This window comes from Chitinophaga dinghuensis (assembly GCF_003259435.1).
Taxonomy (GTDB): Bacteria; Bacteroidota; Bacteroidia; order Chitinophagales; family Chitinophagaceae; genus Chitinophaga; species Chitinophaga dinghuensis.
This window is the reverse complement of record NZ_QLMA01000006.1, coordinates 231,971-248,935: the sequence shown is the minus strand read 5'-3', so window position 1 is coordinate 248,935 and position 16,965 is coordinate 231,971. Positions and strand designations below refer to the sequence as shown.

Annotated in this window: 14 protein-coding genes; 3 read left to right on the top strand and 11 right to left on the bottom strand. The window is 45.0% G+C overall.

Annotated elements, in window-relative coordinates:
- Window positions 1–8: 8 nt before the first annotated feature.
- From CLV59_RS18630 to CLV59_RS18605, 6 genes are all read right to left on the bottom strand, one after another.
- Window positions 9–1,280, bottom strand: a complete 1,272-nt coding sequence (locus CLV59_RS18630) for a TolC family protein (protein WP_111593587.1) — start codon at window positions 1,278–1,280, stop codon at window positions 9–11.
- A 36-nt stretch (window positions 1,281–1,316) separates the two neighbouring features.
- Entirely contained in the window at window positions 1,317–1,940 is a 624-nt protein-coding gene (locus CLV59_RS18625) for a TetR/AcrR family transcriptional regulator (RefSeq protein WP_111593586.1), read from the bottom strand.
- A gap of 134 nt (window positions 1,941–2,074) precedes the next feature.
- The gene (locus tag CLV59_RS18620) at window positions 2,075–2,617 is read right to left on the bottom strand and encodes a GNAT family N-acetyltransferase (RefSeq protein WP_111593585.1); all 543 of its coding nucleotides are present in this window, start codon (window positions 2,615–2,617) and stop codon (window positions 2,075–2,077) included.
- 101 nt (window positions 2,618–2,718) lie between these two features.
- Window positions 2,719–4,428, bottom strand: a complete 1,710-nt coding sequence (locus tag CLV59_RS18615) for a RagB/SusD family nutrient uptake outer membrane protein (protein WP_111593584.1) — start codon at window positions 4,426–4,428, stop codon at window positions 2,719–2,721.
- Window positions 4,429–4,446: 18 nt separating this feature from the next.
- The gene (locus CLV59_RS18610; protein WP_111593827.1) at window positions 4,447–7,500 is read right to left on the bottom strand and encodes a SusC/RagA family TonB-linked outer membrane protein; all 3,054 of its coding nucleotides are present in this window, start codon (window positions 7,498–7,500) and stop codon (window positions 4,447–4,449) included.
- Window positions 7,501–7,912: 412 nt separating this feature from the next.
- The gene (locus CLV59_RS18605) at window positions 7,913–8,188 is read right to left on the bottom strand and encodes a hypothetical protein (protein WP_111593583.1); all 276 of its coding nucleotides are present in this window, start codon (window positions 8,186–8,188) and stop codon (window positions 7,913–7,915) included.
- Between the two features lie 242 nt (window positions 8,189–8,430).
- On the opposite strand from CLV59_RS18605, the gene CLV59_RS18600 reads away from it, so the two are divergent.
- Window positions 8,431–9,234, top strand: coding sequence for a Cif family virulence factor (locus CLV59_RS18600; protein ID WP_146616242.1), 804 nt, complete (start codon window positions 8,431–8,433; stop codon window positions 9,232–9,234).
- Between the two features lie 21 nt (window positions 9,235–9,255).
- Here CLV59_RS18600 and CLV59_RS18595 read toward each other — a convergent pair whose 3' ends face one another.
- On the bottom strand, window positions 9,256–9,732 hold the full coding sequence (locus CLV59_RS18595; protein ID WP_111593581.1) for a VOC family protein: 477 nt from the start codon (window positions 9,730–9,732) through the stop codon (window positions 9,256–9,258).
- 157 nt (window positions 9,733–9,889) lie between these two features.
- Here CLV59_RS18595 and CLV59_RS18590 point away from each other — a divergent pair, with 157 nt between their 5' ends.
- Together CLV59_RS18590 and CLV59_RS18585 are read left to right on the top strand one after the other, a co-directional pair.
- Window positions 9,890–10,462, top strand: coding sequence for a TlpA family protein disulfide reductase (locus CLV59_RS18590; RefSeq protein WP_111593580.1), 573 nt, complete (start codon window positions 9,890–9,892; stop codon window positions 10,460–10,462).
- Window positions 10,463–10,533: 71 nt separating this feature from the next.
- On the top strand, window positions 10,534–11,505 hold the full coding sequence (locus CLV59_RS18585; RefSeq protein ID WP_111593579.1) for an aldo/keto reductase: 972 nt from the start codon (window positions 10,534–10,536) through the stop codon (window positions 11,503–11,505).
- A 72-nt stretch (window positions 11,506–11,577) separates the two neighbouring features.
- On the opposite strand, the gene CLV59_RS18580 is transcribed toward CLV59_RS18585, so the two are convergent.
- From CLV59_RS18580 to CLV59_RS18565, 4 genes are all read right to left on the bottom strand, one after another.
- Window positions 11,578–13,170 carry a hydrolase gene (locus CLV59_RS18580; RefSeq protein ID WP_111593578.1) on the bottom strand — a complete coding sequence of 531 codons (1,593 nt, stop codon included), beginning with the start codon at window positions 13,168–13,170 and terminating at the stop codon, window positions 11,578–11,580.
- Between the two features lie 171 nt (window positions 13,171–13,341).
- The gene (locus CLV59_RS18575) at window positions 13,342–14,856 is read right to left on the bottom strand and encodes a pyridoxal phosphate-dependent decarboxylase family protein (RefSeq protein WP_111593577.1); all 1,515 of its coding nucleotides are present in this window, start codon (window positions 14,854–14,856) and stop codon (window positions 13,342–13,344) included.
- Between the two features lie 10 nt (window positions 14,857–14,866).
- Entirely contained in the window at window positions 14,867–15,991 is a 1,125-nt protein-coding gene (locus CLV59_RS18570; RefSeq protein WP_111593576.1) for a Fe(II)-2OG oxygenase family protein, read from the bottom strand.
- A complete protein-coding gene (locus tag CLV59_RS18565; protein ID WP_111593575.1) occupies window positions 15,988–16,947 on the bottom strand; it encodes a sterol desaturase family protein in 960 nt (319 codons plus the stop codon). Before CLV59_RS18565 ends, CLV59_RS18570 begins: the two co-directional genes overlap by 4 nt.
- Window positions 16,948–16,965 lie beyond the last annotated feature (18 nt).

Sequence of the window (16,965 nt, the reverse complement as noted above, 5' to 3'; positions counted from 1 at the left end):
TGTATGAATTAATTACCAGAAGTAAATTTATACTGATAGCCTGCCTGCAACAGTTGCAGTTTATGCAGGATGAGTAATTGTTTGGCTTGATTTTCTGCGTTCAACTGAGCAATGTAATCATGCACGGTGATCACGCCATTGTCCAGTTGCGCTTTGGCAGATTGTTTTACGGCAGCCCGTAGGGAGATAGCCTCTTCATCTTCCACAATGATCTCTTTGTATTTACGAATGTCGCCGTCTTCCTGCACCATGGACAGGCGCGTATTAAAGAGAAATGTTTCTTCCTCTACCGCAATGGATTTGCGATTTTCTTCCAGTATCCGCCGGTTATTTTTGAGGCCGTATAAACTGCCCAGATTCCAGCTCATTCGCAAACCGGTAATATACCAAGGGCCAAAATCGTTACTCAGTATATTCAGCGTAGGGCGGCCATAAGCACCTTGGAAAAAGGCGCTGAACTTAGGCAGGTAATCCGCTTTCAGCTGCTTTTCTTCCGTGTCGGTTACTTTCCGGCGATATTTGTACCATTCCAGTTCAGGGCGATTAATTTCCGCTGTAGTAGCTTGTTCTGCAGGCATTTGGAGCTGTGTACTTTCCGGCAGTTCTTTTCCGACAAAAATACTCAGCATTTTCAGATAGGCGTTACGGTTAGCCCTAAAGGTTATATCCTGCGAACGGGCGGTTGACATTTCCGCTTTCAGTTCGTCCACATTACTTCTATAGGCAGTACCGTTACGATAGGATGCGCTAACTTTCTCAATCGCGTTATTGAGGTCAGAAATCTGAAGGGCGTTTTGTTTACGTTGTTCATCCATCAATAATACCGAGAAGTACAACTGATTGATGCGGTCCCTGATCGCATACATATTTACCGTTACATTCTGTTTATCCGCCGCTGCATTGGCACGGATATTCTCTTTCTTGTAATGCGCAGCGCTGCCATCGTAAATGGTTTGAGAGACCTCGCCGACTAATTTATACTGATCCTTGCTGAATACCGGTAACTTAATATTGGAACCGGGAGGCAGAATATCCGGGAACTGTACCACATCTGATTGATAAGTAGCAGCACCAGAAAAGCTGAGCTGTGGCAGATATACTTTGCCTGCATTTTCGAGGGAATACTGGCTGGTAGCCTTCACCAGTTCGTATCTTTTGATAAGGGGATAGTTTTCTCCGGCCAGACTGTAGCATTGTTCCAGGGTAAGTTCCTGCGCCTGCACCTGCAGGGCAGCAACAGGAAATACCAACAGCAACAGCCATGAAAGCTTGTATACCATGATACCTGAGATTAGTATATTGGAAAAAATGATCTGTTACATCATTGCTTTGATCCAGATGGGTACCTTTTTCTTTCGGTCTTCCATCATAGCTTTGAACATTTGCATATCCACTGCCCCCGATCGGATCAGGAGATGCCTGGCAACAAAAGGCAGGATCAGCATACTCATCATATTCATCACCAGGTGCAATGGTTCTATTTCCAGTTTGCCCTTGGCTCTTCTTTCCTGCAGTTGTTTCACGAAATAGGAGTTCAGCATCACGTTATTTTCCACCAGCTCCCGCCCTATATCCGGCGAGCTGTTGGCCACCCCGTTCATTACAAACAGCGGCAAATCCGGATGCATCATTAGCATATCCAGTAACTCCACACAAACGATATCGATCTTTTGTTCGGGAGTAGTGTGTTCATCATTGAGGTTTTTCTGCATACCGGACAATAACTGGCGTATGCCTTCTTTCATAATGATATCGAAGAGCTTCTCTTTACTACGGAAATAATAGTTCACCAAAGAGAAGTTGATATCAGCTTCCGCTGCAATATCCCGCACTGTGGTGGCAGCATATCCATTGCGTGTAAAAACGATTCTGGCAGCTTGTATAATTTTCTCCTCCGCAGATGCGTCGGCTACTTTTTTCTTTCTAACCGCTTTTGCCATTGTCCGGAATTTAACATCAAAAGTAGTGCTTTGTTTCAAATTAAACAAATGTATTAAACAATTGTTCAAAATAGTAAGACAAAAAGGCTTATGAAATCGATTAGTTATTTAAAAATCAAACAATTAGGAGCCTGTTATAGATTTGGTTTATGCTTTTTATAAAGCACATGTGGCATTAAGGGATGGCCTACAGGCAGACTTGGATGATCAAAGATGGTAACGAAGGTCATCCCGGCTTTCTGCATTATTCTTTCTGAGCGTTGATTGAGGACGGCGGTAAAGGATACAATTTCTTCCAGGCCGAGTTGTTCGAAGCCATACTGGAGGCAGCGTTTCGCTCCTTCTGTGGCAAGTCCTGCATTCCAGACTTCCGGACGTAGTCGCCAGCCTATTTCTACACAGGGAGTAAAGGATGCTTCAAAACGAGGATGGGAGAAGCCAATGAAGCCGATGAAAGCTCCGGTTTCCAGCAGATCCACCGCATAGAGACCGTAGCCTTGCTCCGAGAAGCGTTGTTCAATACGATCAATTAAAGCGCGTGTATCCGCAGGCGTTAGGGTATTGGGAAAGAATTCCATTACCGCCTCGTTGGCATTCATAGCAGCAAAGGGCGCTTCATCTTCCGGTAGCCAACGTCTGAAACCCAGGCGGGCAGATGTAAAAATGTACTCTTTCATAATTGCAAGATACATAAATCGGCGCCACAAACGGTCTAAACAAACAAAAGCAGCAAAGCACGAATGGCTTTGCTGCTTTTGTATAGCGGTTAAACGCTCAATTACCAACCAGGATTAGGTCCCAGTAGTTTATTCATATCTCTTTCTCCTTGTGGCACCGGCCAGAGGTAATCTCTGGGATCTATGAATACGCGCACTTCTCTTTTCATACGCTGCGCTGCGCTTGCAGTATAATCAGGAATATCATTCAGATCAGATTCCGCACCAGCGCTGCCGAAAGAAGGCAATGCAGCCGGGGTGGCTGCGGCGGCAGCCGCACCGTATACCGCCATATTCATGGCCAGTTTACCTGTTTTCCAGCGGCGCATATCAAACAGGTGAATCCCTTCTGTGGCCAGTTCCACGATTTTTTCGCGGCGTACGAGCTGACGCATTTTCTGCTGACTACCGGCTACCAGCGGGTCTACTACGGGCATGCCTGAACGCTGACGCACCCGGTTGATGGCATCCGTCACTGATGCGTCCAGCTGATTCAGTTCAATTTTTGCTTCTGCATAAGTAAGCAGGATTTCCGCATAACGCATGTATATGAAACCGGTTTTGGAAGTAAAAGCATCTTGCCCTTCATCCAAAGTATATTTTGCCCAGAGATAACCTACCCCATTTTTAACAGGGCCGTAGATATTTGACTGGTCGGCATTTGTAGCGCTATACCAGGTATTACTGGTGAAGTTGTAGAAGCTGGTGGAATCCTTGTAAATGCTGAATATGCATCTTCTCATTGCCCCACTCACCAGCATGGTAATGGTATCTCCATCCATGGTAACCGTATTCTTTAATCTCGGATCACGATTACGACTTGGTTTAGCAGGATCATACAGCGGAGATTCATCAATCCTTTTGCCATCAATGCACTCATAACGGTCTACCAGCGTTTGGATCGGGAAACGACCACTTTGCGCTGATAAGGAACGGGAGCCCTGCCCTACTGCCACAAGGCTGGTAGGATTGGCCTGATCATCCGGGAATGGCAGCATAAATAGAATTTCCTTACCGGCATTCGTATTCTGGCCCGCCTTCTTGAACAAGTTTGCAAATACAGGATTCAGGCCATACTGCGCACTTTTAATGACATCATTGGCTGCGGCGGCAGCCACGTCATAACGTTGAAGCAACAACGCTAATTTCGCTTTCAATCCCAATGCGGTTCCTTTATTCACTCTTCCCTGATCTGTCATTTGCCAGGGCAGCTTTGTGGCCGCACTGTCCAGGTCTGCCAGCAGGTAATCCGCAATTTTATTCTTATCTGTTCTTACCTGGTTATAGAATTCAGTAGGCAGCAGTGGCTTGGTATAGAACGGCACATCGCCATAAAGGCCAATCAGGTGATAATAGGCCCATGCACGTAAAACCATTGCTTCTGCCTGCATTCTGGCATACGTATCAGGCAACATATTGGCTTTGGCCCTTTGCATACCATCCAGGAGGTTATTGGCAAAGGAAACTGTTTTGAACATCAATTGCCATGCGCTCGAGATAGTGCCAGTGGTGGCATCATAATTACCCGCCGCGATCCCCGGATTACGTTCTACACCCAGCTCTGTGTACTGATCGAAAGAGATCTGGATGGGAATACTGTTGCTCAGGTTCCAGTAAGTGCTGCTGTACACGCCCGTCAGACCCAATGTAACCTGCGCCTCATTGGTGTAGTAGGTAGAGGAAGAAGGGCTGTCCAGCGGCTGTTTGTCGAGTTCCTTCTGGCAGGCACTTAGTGCAGCTGCCAGGAGTAAAAATATACTGATGCGTTTCATCGCAAAATAGTTTAGTGATTAGAATTTCAGATTCAGGCCAGCGGTATATGTTTTCATGATGGGATAAAAATCACCCGTAACATTATTGATTTCCGGATCGAATCCTGGCGCATATCTGGAGTGGGTAAGCAGGTTATTACCGCTTACGTATACACGCAGGGAATTAATCCTTGCGAACCGCAACTGTTTACCATTAAAGGTATATCCCAGTGCAATATTCTTGAGTCGGAAATAGGCGCCGTTCTTCATCCAGAAGGAAGAAGTTGGGAAAGAAGGATTCTCCGTCAAACGCGGATAAGCGGCATTAGGATTGGTTGGAGTCCAGAAATCTTTCTGCCAGGTATACATGGTAGCGATGAAATCGGCCGAGTAGAAAGCCCATGCACCGGTACCACTGACATAGTTATTTCGCTGAGCAACACCCTGGAAGAATATATTAATATCAAATCCTTTCCAGGCGCCGTTCAGGTTGAGACTATACTCATAGTGCGGCATATTATCTCCCAGTACAACGCGATCGTAGCCGTCGATTTTACCATCCGGCTTTCCATCGGGACCGCTGATATCCTTGTAGCGGATATCTCCTGGTTTAGTGGTACTTTGATAAAAAGGTCCTTTTGTTACTTCCGCATCATTCTGATAGTAGCCGTCTGCCTGGTAGCCATAATAACTACGTATAGGCGATCCCGGTGTAGTAATAAATGCGCCGTCAATAATATTCACACCGCCAAGGTCTTTCACCTTATTACGTACATCCGATAAATTCAGGCCTATATTATATCGGAATGAACCAATAGCGTCCTTCCAGCCTAAAGCAAGCTCCCAGCCTTTATTTTCCATGGAGCCGATGTTGACGTATGGGGCCGACAAACCTACATAATTAGGAATAGGTTTCTTCAGCAACATGGCGGATACTTCTTTTTTATAGTAATCGAAAGTTAGACTCAGCCTGTCTTTCAGGAATACCATATCCAAACCTATATCCTGTTGGGTAGATTTTTCCCATGAAATCTTTGGGTTAGCGGCTGCTGTCTGCGCTACGCCGGAGTTATTGCGACTATTGAAGTAGTAGTTATAATCGGTCGTATTCAGTGTGGCAACAAATGGATAGTATTCTGTCAGGGATTGATTGCCAAGGGAACCATAACTAGCTCTGATCTTTGCAAAGCCGATGGTATTTGTCAGCCCACTGAAGAAATTTTCTTTGCTCAGTATCCATCCTGCTGATACGGACGGATAATATCCCCATTGGTTATGAAACTCCTGGGAGAAACGGGAAGAGCCATCAGCCCTGCCATTCAGCTCCAGGAGATATTTTCCCTGGTAATTATAGTTGAATCTCCCAAAAAAGCTTTGCAGAAAATACTGACTTGCGCCACCGCTGTTGTTGAAGTTTTTCGTGCCAATCCCCATGTATGGATCATTAGAAGGGAAATCTGTACGGGAGGCACCTAGAGAAGAAACGCTGAAATCTTCTGCCTGGTAACCAGCGAGCAGTTTCACTTCATGACCACCAAAGGTTTTATTGAAGGTTCCCTGAATGGTATAGTAGTTCAGTTTATTATTGGAATAGCTTTCCTGCAACATACTCTGCGCAGGATAATAGCTATCAAACACCAGTTGTTTATTGGTATAATCCGGGCGATATACAGCGTAGTTCTGGGTAAATTTTTTATTGTGTGCGTTATAGGTGTTATTAGAGAACCATGCTTCAAATTCAAGTTCTTTTACAGGTTTGTACACCAGGGTCGCTTTCAAAATATTGGAAGGGGTTTCATTTAGGTTAAACCCACTTGCTTCGGCTTGTCCTACAGGGTTTCGTTTGGCACTTTGACCCGCGTCTCCATATTTCCCATCTGCAAATTTTCCGGCTGCATTCGCGGGCATCCCCAGCATCTGTTTAATAATAAACTCCGGAGTAGCGCCACCGGGTTCATTTCTGGCAGATTTATTATAAATAAAATCTCCTTTCATGCTGAGCTTCTCACTGATACGGATATCCGCATTCATGCGCAAATCATAACGGGAATAGTAGGTATTAGGCGTGAGTCCTTGTTGCTTCATATAGCTTCCGGAGGCAAAGAAGCGGATATTCTCACTACCCAGACTAAGGTTCAGGTTATGGTTCTGCATCATACCGGAATTGGTCAGGATCAGCTTTTGCCAGTCTGTATCAAAGTAATTGAAATTGTCGGCTGGATTATTTTTATATCTGTTGATCAATGCCGTATCGAAGGCAAAGGCGTTCGGATTATTAGTAGAATTTTGGCGGGCGATATTAGCATATTGCATATGCTCTACTGCATTCACTTTCTCCGGCAGGTTGGTGGCTGCCTGTTTCGAAACGAAGGCATTATATTGCATGGATAGTCCTGTTCCCTTTCCTCTGCGTGTGGTCACCAGGATGACTCCGTTGGTAGCGCGGGAACCATAAATAGCAGTAGATGCCGCGTCTTTCAGTACGGTGATACTTTCAATGGCATTCGGATCTATCTGATCCAGGTTCATTTGTACGCCGTCTACCAGGATGAGTGGACTGGAACCTGCGTATACAGAGCCTTCTCCGCGGATACGTATATTAGCGCCATCTGTACCTGGTTTGCCGGATTGCTGTGTCACCATGACGCCAGGCACTAAACCTTGTAGCAGATTAGAAGCGGAAGCCACTTGTCTTTTAGTAATCTCTTCTGTTTTCAGCACGGTAAGTGCGCCGGTAAGATTTGCTTTCTTCTGTGTACCATAACCCACTACTACCAGATCTTTCAGCGCGATAGCCTGACTGGTGAGCTGTATTTGCAGGTTGGTAGCAGTACCTACTGTTTGTTCTACCTGGTTATAGCCTACGATAGAACAGATCAGGATATCCTCTGCGCCGGCATTTAAAGAAAAGAGCCCTTTACCATCTGTTTGTACGGCGATGGATTTTCCTTTCACTCTGACAGTAACCCCTGGGAGAGGTTCACCGCTGTCATGGTCAGTGATCTTTCCGGCTATTTTTCCGGATTGCCCATGTACTGCGGTCGCAAATAGCATGAGCAGCATAAGACACGGGATAAGGAACCGTTCTTTCATATGCGTCTTTTTTTTGGTGATAGATAGCATCGTTGTGTTATTCAATAAGTGAAATGACAGTACTGATCCGGCCTATAGTATAGTCGGTCACGACGTCCATGGACGCCTGTTTAAATATTTATTTTCAGGAAAGTATATCTGCGACGATGTCCCCTGATATTTGGTTGATACTCTAAATACAGCGCAGTGTGAATATATATATTTTTATTAAACTACAATATAGTTAATATATTTTTTTATTAAGTTAGGATTATAGCAAACGGCGTGTTTATTGTCTCAATAATATTATAAATAATTAATAACCAATCTATATAGACATATAAACTGGTTATTATCTCTAAAGTAAATGGCAAAATAAATTTTAACAGAAGATTAAAAAAGTATCAAATGATATATAATTTTTTTAAAAAGATTAATTATTTCGAACGGCACTCACCCAGGATTTAATCATGGTTTGTTCCTGTTCAGACAGCGGATTTCCGTCTCCCATTGGCATTCTTTTCTTTACAAACACTTGTTGGTAGATGTCTGCCGCATTCGTGTCCATATTTTTCCGGTTAAAAACGCGGTAAGGGTTAGCAACGCGATGGCAATAGTTACATTTGGTTTCCAGGACCTGCAGTACCGCTTTTTTATCGGCGTCGGCGTTCATAGTAAAGAAGGCAGGTAATAAGAGCAGCAGTTTCATGTTCTTTTTTTATGTAAAACTACTTTGGCGTGGTCGCGGGAAATAGAACGAAACCGACAACCCGAAAAAAATGCAGATATGATCAAAATGATCTTTGTAAGATTGTTTTCTTTATCTTTAATGAATAATCGACCGCAAGACAGGTATTTTCCCCGAGAGCCCGAACGATATAATAACTCCAGAAGCCCTACTATAACCGCAGTAACTACCACCTATTCAATTTATTCTAACAATCGAAGTTTATGCGATACGTATTGTCATTGTCTATGCTCCTATGCGCCCATATTTTCGTTTCCGCCCAGCAACCGATAGCAGAGGCCGAGTTGTCTTTTGCCGCTATGGCACGGGATTCTGGCGTCAGATCTGCTTTTCTACATTACCTGGATACCGCTTCCGTTACCTTTTCCAAAGGAACCATACAGAATGGTCATCAACAGTGGTTGCAACTGCCTGAACAGGATATTCAACTCTTATGGAAACCTGTATATTATTATACTGCACTCAGTGGCAACACCGGTTTTACCACCGGCCCTTATGAAGTAAAAGCCTCCGGTAGTAATGATGTAAGTCAGGCTGGTCAATTTAGCAGCGTATGGCAAAAAGATGCGGCAGGTAACTGGAAAGTACTGGTGGATATTGGCGTGACTACCCCTACTTCCAATTATAATACTGCTACCTCCAGCCAGAAGGCCAAGGTAAATGGGCTTCCCTCTTCCATCGGCGATATCCGCGAAGTAGAGTCTTTATTTTTAAAGGCCTATCAGACTGCCGGCAATCTTGCTTTCAGCGACTATATCACAGATGCCACCTGGTTTAACCTGGAAGGATATCCTCCCTTGCACGACAGTACCAGTATTATGCAGGCCATGGGCCAACAACATGAGAATATTACCTTCAAACCGGTGTCAGGCGGACTTTCAGACGACAGAGATCTCGGCTACGTATATGGCTATACGTTAGAAGGCACGAAAAGGAATAATTACATGCGTGTATGGAATCATACCCGTGCAGGATGGAAAATTATTCTACAGATTATACAATGGTAATGCTGTAGGGAGACACGTAGCTCACTGACCAGCAGCAGCATTCTCCAAACCTTTAATATCCAGTTTGATCATATTCATCATAGCAGCCATTACTCTTGCTGCTTTGGTTCTGTCTTTATCCTCCAGCAGTTGTCCTAATTGCACCGGTACGATCTGCCAGGTAAGGCCGAATTTATCTGTCAGCCATCCGCATTGATTAGGCCTGCCGCCATCAGCGAGGAGCTTATCCCACAACTCATCTATTTCTTCCTGTGTAGTACAGTTTACAAACAGGGAAATAGCAGGATTAAAGGTATATGCCGGCCCGCCATTCAATGCATAAAAGGTTTGTCCTTCTATTTCAAAGATGGCAGACATTACACTTCCTTCCGGCCCCGGACCAGCGGAGGTGTACCTATTCATACTTAAAATACGCGCGTTTTTAAACACGGAAATATAGAAGTTGATGGCTTCTTCTGCCTGGTTATTGAACCAGAGAAATGGTATGATCTTTTGCATAACGAAACATTTTTATTCTTTCTGGTACAAACTTACTGTAGCATTCCATCAATAGCGCGGTGGTAAGCCGACATAATCGGGTGTAATCCCGACATTTCTTGTGGCACAGTTTGTTCATACCCCTATATTTGCGGTTATCAAACTAAATTTAACTGCTATGAAAAAGAAATGGTTCACCAGGAGTAATATTTTAAATGCCTTATTCCTGCTGATCCTGGTAGTTATTATCGTCAATCCGACAGCCAAATCCTATGTCATCAGGGGTTTGATGAAGGTGGGATTATTCCAGCCATCCGTACCAGGCAAAGCAGGCGAACGCATGCAGGATGCTGGTTTCCGTGATGAGGATGGCCAGACTATTACTATTTCAGGTTTGCAAGGCAAAGTGATTATCCTGAATTTCTGGGCCACCTGGTGCCCTCCTTGTCGCGCTGAAATGCCTTCCCTGGAATCTTTGTACCAGGAATTCAGTAGCCATCAGCAGCTGGAATTTATAGCAGTAGATGCAGACAGCGACCTGGCGAAGGCACGACAGTTCCTCCAGCAAAATAGTTATACCTTCCCGGTATATGCCGCCACCACAGATATTTCCCGCGAGGTGTACAATGGCACGCTACCTACGACTGTCATCATTGATAAGAAAGGATATATCCGTGCCCGTTATACCGGCGCTAAAGATTATACCAACAGCGATTTCAAAAAATTCCTGACAGGATTACTGGCAGAATAGACTGGTAAATACTACATCATTGATGTATATTAGCCACTGATTATTGGACCTTAAATGTAAATCATCATTTTATGGAATACAGAGTATTTGGAAAAACTGGCTGGAAAGTCAGCGAGATTGGATACGGTATGTGGGGAATGGCCGGCTGGACAGGCTCTGAGGAGAAGGAAGTCAACATCGCACTGGATCGCTCCATTGAACTGGGATGTAATTTCTTCGACACGGCCTGGGGATACGGCGAAGGCTTAAGCGAAGAAATACTGAATAAAACAATTCGTCGTCATCCCGGCAAACGCCTGTATGCAGCTACTAAAGTGCCGCCAAAAAACCGTAAATGGCCATCCAAACCCGAGTATAAATTATCAGATGTATTTCCAGCAGATTACATCATTGAATACACAGAGAAAAGTTTAAAAAACCTGGGGGTAGAGTGTATCGACCTGCAACAGTTCCATGTTTGGGAAGATAGCTGGGCACAACAGGATGAATGGAAAGAAGCCATCACTAAACTACAACAGCAGGGTAAAGTAAAACACTGGGGGATCAGCGTTAACCGCTGGGAGCCGGACAATTGCCTGGAAACCCTCCAAACTGGGCTGATAGATGCCGTACAAGTCATCTACAATATCTTCGACCAGGCGCCTGAAGATAACCTCCTGCCCCTTTGCAGGGAAATGAATATCGGCGTAATTGCACGTGTTCCTTTTGATGAAGGCACGCTTACCGGCACCTTTACAAAAGAAACCACTTTTCCGGAAGGCGATTGGCGCGCCAGCTACTTCGTTCCTGAAAACCTGAACAGCAGCGTGGAACATGCAGATGCACTGAAACCATTGATTCCGGAAGGAATGACAATGCCGGAAATGGCGCTGCGATTCATTCTCAGCAATCCTGATATCAGTACTACCATTCCTGGTATGCGCAAACTGAGAAACGTAAACGCCAACATGGCTGCCAGCGATGGAAAAGGTCTCTCACAACAACTTCTGCAAGAACTGAAATCGCACCGTTGGGACAGAACCCCAACCGGTTGGTCTCAATAAATTATTATTCCTGCAATAGTAACAGGCGCATTGAAAATTTCAATGCGCCTGTTTTGTTTATAGGTTCAAATATTATTGCAGCTTAGCCAGCCACAAAGATGCATTCAGGTGCAATGCCGGATGCGAAGTGTATCCGGAAGGTACATCTCCAGACCATCCATTATGTAAAGCGTCATTAGGATCGCCGGTACCATCATCAGCCGGCGAGCTGTCTCCGATGAATACCACTCTTCCATTACCATAGGTAGACAACAAGGCCATTACGCCGGTATTGCCATTCAGCGTGGCACTCATTCTCCAGAAAAGTCCCTGTACATTCGCATTTACAGCCGGATACAAAGTAGCGGTCGTTCCATTATAAAAGGCCAGTTTAGCAGCAGTACCCGCTACTCCGCCTAATACCTTCTGCGCATAGCTGTTTGTGCCTGTGTACACCTTGGTAGTAGGCTGTTCGTTTATATCTACAGAATCTACCACAAAGCCAAACGGCTTGTTGTTATTGACACCATTATTGCTCATGAAATCATTCCATACACGGGGACTATCATATCCATCGCCATCACGATCAGATGGATTATAGCCATTGGCATCTGCACCAGAAATATTCTGGCCCGTGTGATCAGCAATCATCATGAGTCCGCCTCCATTGGCGATAAAATTCATCAACGCTGTTTTTTCTGCAGCGGTGAACAAACGATTAGGCTCAATTACCACGAATACATCGTAGTTACTAAGATCCTGAGGATTGGTAGCATTGCCATAAGTGATCGCGCCGCCATTAGGTAATGATTCAACATACTGACCTCTCTTCACCAGTTCAATCGCCCAGGAGGAAGTAGCTCCTCTCCAATAAGTTTCGGGCGTACTGGCAGTAATGCCTGTGTAAGATGGCGTAGGGAAGCGCTGAGCGGCTGTTTCCACTGTTGTTCCACCGGTATAAACCGGTACATTTTCTGTGCCATCGGCATCAATCTGCCAATCGGCGCTACCTGCATTTTCTCTTTTACTGGCGTCGAAGAGGAATTTCTTTTCAGGCAATGGATTACCACCACCACCGCCAAAATCATTGATTACAATGTTATCAATGTTAATGCGATTGGTACCGCCACTTAGTTTACGGATTTCGATGCGCGCATTTCCGGAAACATTAATGGTAAACGTTTGCGTTTGTAGTGTAGCCGTAGACGTGATAGCAGCGCCGGATTGCGTCCAAGTGGTTCCCCCATCAGTGGAATACCAGAGGCCCCAGGTACTGGCGGCATCAGTGCCATACAAGCCATGTGCTACGGAAACGGTGCTGATACCGGTAGTCACATCAAACAACATCGTGATTTTACCGGTATTACGAACACGTGCAGACCAGCTACCTACTTTGAGGTCTGCAGCAAGATTGCCTATCAGCGCATCATACAGGTTCCATGAATTGGCGTGCAGGGTTACATTGTCGCCCGCAGAGGAACCTGCCGGGGCTACATCATAGGCCGTTTTGGGGCTGGTAGTACCTACTTCAAAATCTTCATTGAGTGTAACCGATTCCGTTACCGCATGTTTGACAGTAGTCTCTGTCTGTGGCGTAATGGGATTGGCACTCTTTTTACAACTAACGATCAGACTTACTGTGGCGACAGATAGCAGGAATAAAATCCTGAATGGAGTTTTAGACATAACAAATTGGAGTTTAGGTAAATTTCGATTTGGTTGTGAAAGGGTTATTGCAAGTACAATTTCAATGATCTATGTTAACTGGGAATGTCGGGTATGTTAACGCTGTATTATATCATCCAAAAAAAATCCCGGAGCAAATGCTCCGGGACTCATCATAGCCACTGTAAGCGATTACAACAGACTGTTTCCTTTCATTTTTATGGCAGAGAGAATTTCACGTATATGCGAGAGCGTTGTTAGCGGATTAAGAATTGTGAATTTCAGATAAAACTGACCATTCACTTTTGTACCCGCCAAAATGTAAGTACCATCAAAAAAGAGGGACTGCTTGATACTCAGGTTTAAGGCAGACAGCTCTTTTACTACTCCCGTAGGATTGAATCGGAATACCAGTACGCCCAGATCTGATCCGCTCAGTAGTTCAAAATCGGGATCTTGCTGCAATAAAGCAGCAGTAGCGGCTGCGGTATCGATCATCATATCTGTATACAGCCCCAGTTTACGTTTCCCTGTTAAACGCAGTGTACACCATAGTTTCAGTGCATCAAAACGCCGGGTACTTTGCGTGATGGATTTGTTAATCTGGGCAGGTAATTCCTCATAGTCCTGCTCTTCCGGGTTGAGATAGTCGGCATGATGTTTTATGATGTTCAGAGAAGCCGCTTCTTTCACAAGAAAGGCACTGCTGCTGATCGGCTGAAAGAACGACTTATGATAATCTACTGTAACAGAATCAGCCAAGGATATGCCATCCAGTAGGTGACGATGTCTGGAGGATAAAAGCAGACCGCAGCCATAGGCGGCATCTACATGCATCCACAGTCCGTAATGTGTTGCGATGGCGGATATTTCTTGCAGGGGATCTATATTGCCGAAATCAGTAGTTCCGGCAGTGGCCACTATTGCAATCGGTATATTTCCCTGCTGTAATTCCGCTTCTACGGCCTTTTTCAAAGCATCGGTATCCAGGCGAAACCTGTGATCTACCGCTACTTTAACAATTGCTTGCTCTCCTAACCCCATTAATGAGGCACTCTTTTGATTGCTGAAGTGTGCCTGTTCTGACACGAAGATGCGAAAGCGATTTGCCTGAGGAGGCAATCCATCATACTTAATGGAATATCCATATGTCCGCGCTGCAAAATGATCTCTTGCCAATAGTAGTCCCATTAAATTTGACTGAGAGCCGCCGGCAGTGAAAATACCATCTGCATCCATACCATAGCCAATTTCCTGACAAGTCCATTCAATCAGGCGTCTTTCGATGAAGGTACCGCCAGCGCTCTGGTCGTAGGTGTCCTGAGAAGAGTTGATAGCACTGATAATGACATCTGCCGCCAATGCAGGAATAACGACCGGACAATTCAGATGCGCAATATATTGGGGCAAATGAAAGGCAGTAGCATGGCGGATATACAGGTCGTCTACTTCTGATATCAAAGATTGATAATCTTTCAGCGGTTCTTCCAGGTCAATGGCTCCGACTGCCGCCTTCATGGTAGCAGGTCTGATACCGCTGAACGGCTGAGATGTCTGTTGGAGGAAGTCTGTAACTGCTACCCGCGCCTGTTCTATGGCTTGGTTATACTCATCGGCTGTGCCTTCATAAAAGATATCTTTGAATAGTTTATTATTACTAACTTCTGCCAACGGAGGAGGCGCTATCGTATTTGGTATTGCATGCATTGTTGATGATTTAGTGAGATGAATGTTGAAACTTACTGCCATAATGTTCTTCCATAATGAAATAGGGATCTTCCGTTCTGGTAAAGGCCCTGATACTGATCAAACTTGTTTTGCTCATCATGCGAAGCATCATTCTTCTTTCACAGGGTACCAGCACGCCTTTCTCTTCTCTGTAACCCGCCAGGAATGCGTTTCTGCCGTGCGCGCAAAGGTGATTATTTACAAAAATCAGATCGCCGGCTCCAGGAATGATATCGTTGCAGATATGTGTTTTAGCGACTTTCCAAAACTCCTCCAGGTAATGCATGGCTTCGGGAGATTGATTCGCCGTCGGATTATGAATTTGTTCGGCAGCATCGAAGCGGATAAAAGGATAGGTTTCATTACCATACAATACGGCCGTGGTTATCTCCTCTCCCGCCGCTGCTTCCCCACTGTAGTTAGCATCTTTGGGACATTTATAGAGTGGTCGGAAAAGGGGCCGCATGATGTCGTCTGTAGCGCCATGCGATCGAATGGAGTATAATGTAGACGGTACTCTTTCTTCATTTCGTAAGAACAGAAAACTGAGAAAATCTGCCTGATGAAAAAGAAAAGTATCTTCAGTATGTACGAATAAGTCGGTTCGGGAACCGCTACCTGTTTGCGTGTAGGACATGTTTTCATCCGGAATGATGGCATGCAGTAAACCGCCTCCTTTACGTTGGGCATAGTACTGCACCGGTTTACTGGGCACAGCCCCATGCATCAGACTACTGATAAAACCATATGCCAGCAACTTGTCATTTGCTGTTTCCTTCCAACTGGCCGGCGTCTTCCCTAACTCCTCCTGATCTACTTGTATCAATCCCCGGAAAACAATTGCGCCATACTGAGTAGAAGAATAATCTGTTCCAAAGTGGCTGAGGATACGTACAATCCGTTCAGGCAGTAATTGAAAGGCGTTCAGATGTAATGCATTAATAAATGCAGGGTTATCATAGCTGCCGTATTCCCGTATCAGCTGCTGTGCTATATAGTACAGCGCATTACATTCTCTGGCAGTAACTTCTACTATCAATGGTCCTGTAGGTACGCCGGTGGCAGACTTCCAGGGTTCCGGTTTTTCCGGTGTGGTTAATATTGCATTTTTCATGCTGAAGGGTTTAAATGGATTAATGATTTTTGTGTGTTTGTTTCTTGTAATGCCTCCCATCCTTCGGCTCTGTACTGCGCCGCATTCTTACCGCCGTTGATATGGTTCCATCCCGGGGGCATAAGGATATATTTCAATTTATTTTTCCAGCCTGGCGCATGCCGTATATCCGCCCAGAGGTCTATCCAGAGCCTAAGTTGCACCTGGAGAAGGTTTTTCCCGCTAATTTTATCATTCAGGATACCATATACTGGTTTCACTGCATCCAGCTCTGATTGGAAAGTGCCGAAGAACCGATCCCATATGGAAAAGGTTTCCCCATAGTTTCTGTCGAGATAAATGTTGTTGGTGGCATGATGGACCCGATGCACACTAGGCGTGACAAACAACCATTCGAGGAACCGCTGCTTGCCCACTATTTCATCGAAATGATCATTGACATGCTCGTAAAGGCCGTATAGCCTTGCAATGGCTTCCACGATGAAGATCATAAACGGGTCGAAGCCCAGTAATGGAAGTCCTATAACGGTAAGGGGTATATGAAGAAAACCCAGGAATGATCCTCTCACTGCCACAGTTAGTTTCATCTCTTCGGCGGTATGGTGAACGCCGTGAATGCACCAGAAGAAGCGTACTTTATGTCCGAGGAAATGTACCAGCCAGAACATAAAGTCATAAAGCAGATAGGCCAGAATCCATATATACCAGGCATATCCCAATGTGAATAGGCGGTGTTCATACAGCCACATCATCGTACCGAAAATGACTATCTTACCGAGGAAGAAATAAGGAAAACTATCCAGGACATAGGAGATGACATTCACCCAGCCTTCCCGGTTACTTTCCATTTTCCGGGAAATGACCAGTATCACCCATTCCAGGACGACCAGCGCCAGGACAATGTATCCAAACGTAGTCTGGAGCCGCCCCAACAGCTGTGGTAACAATGTGCTCATTGAAATTGATTTTTAGGA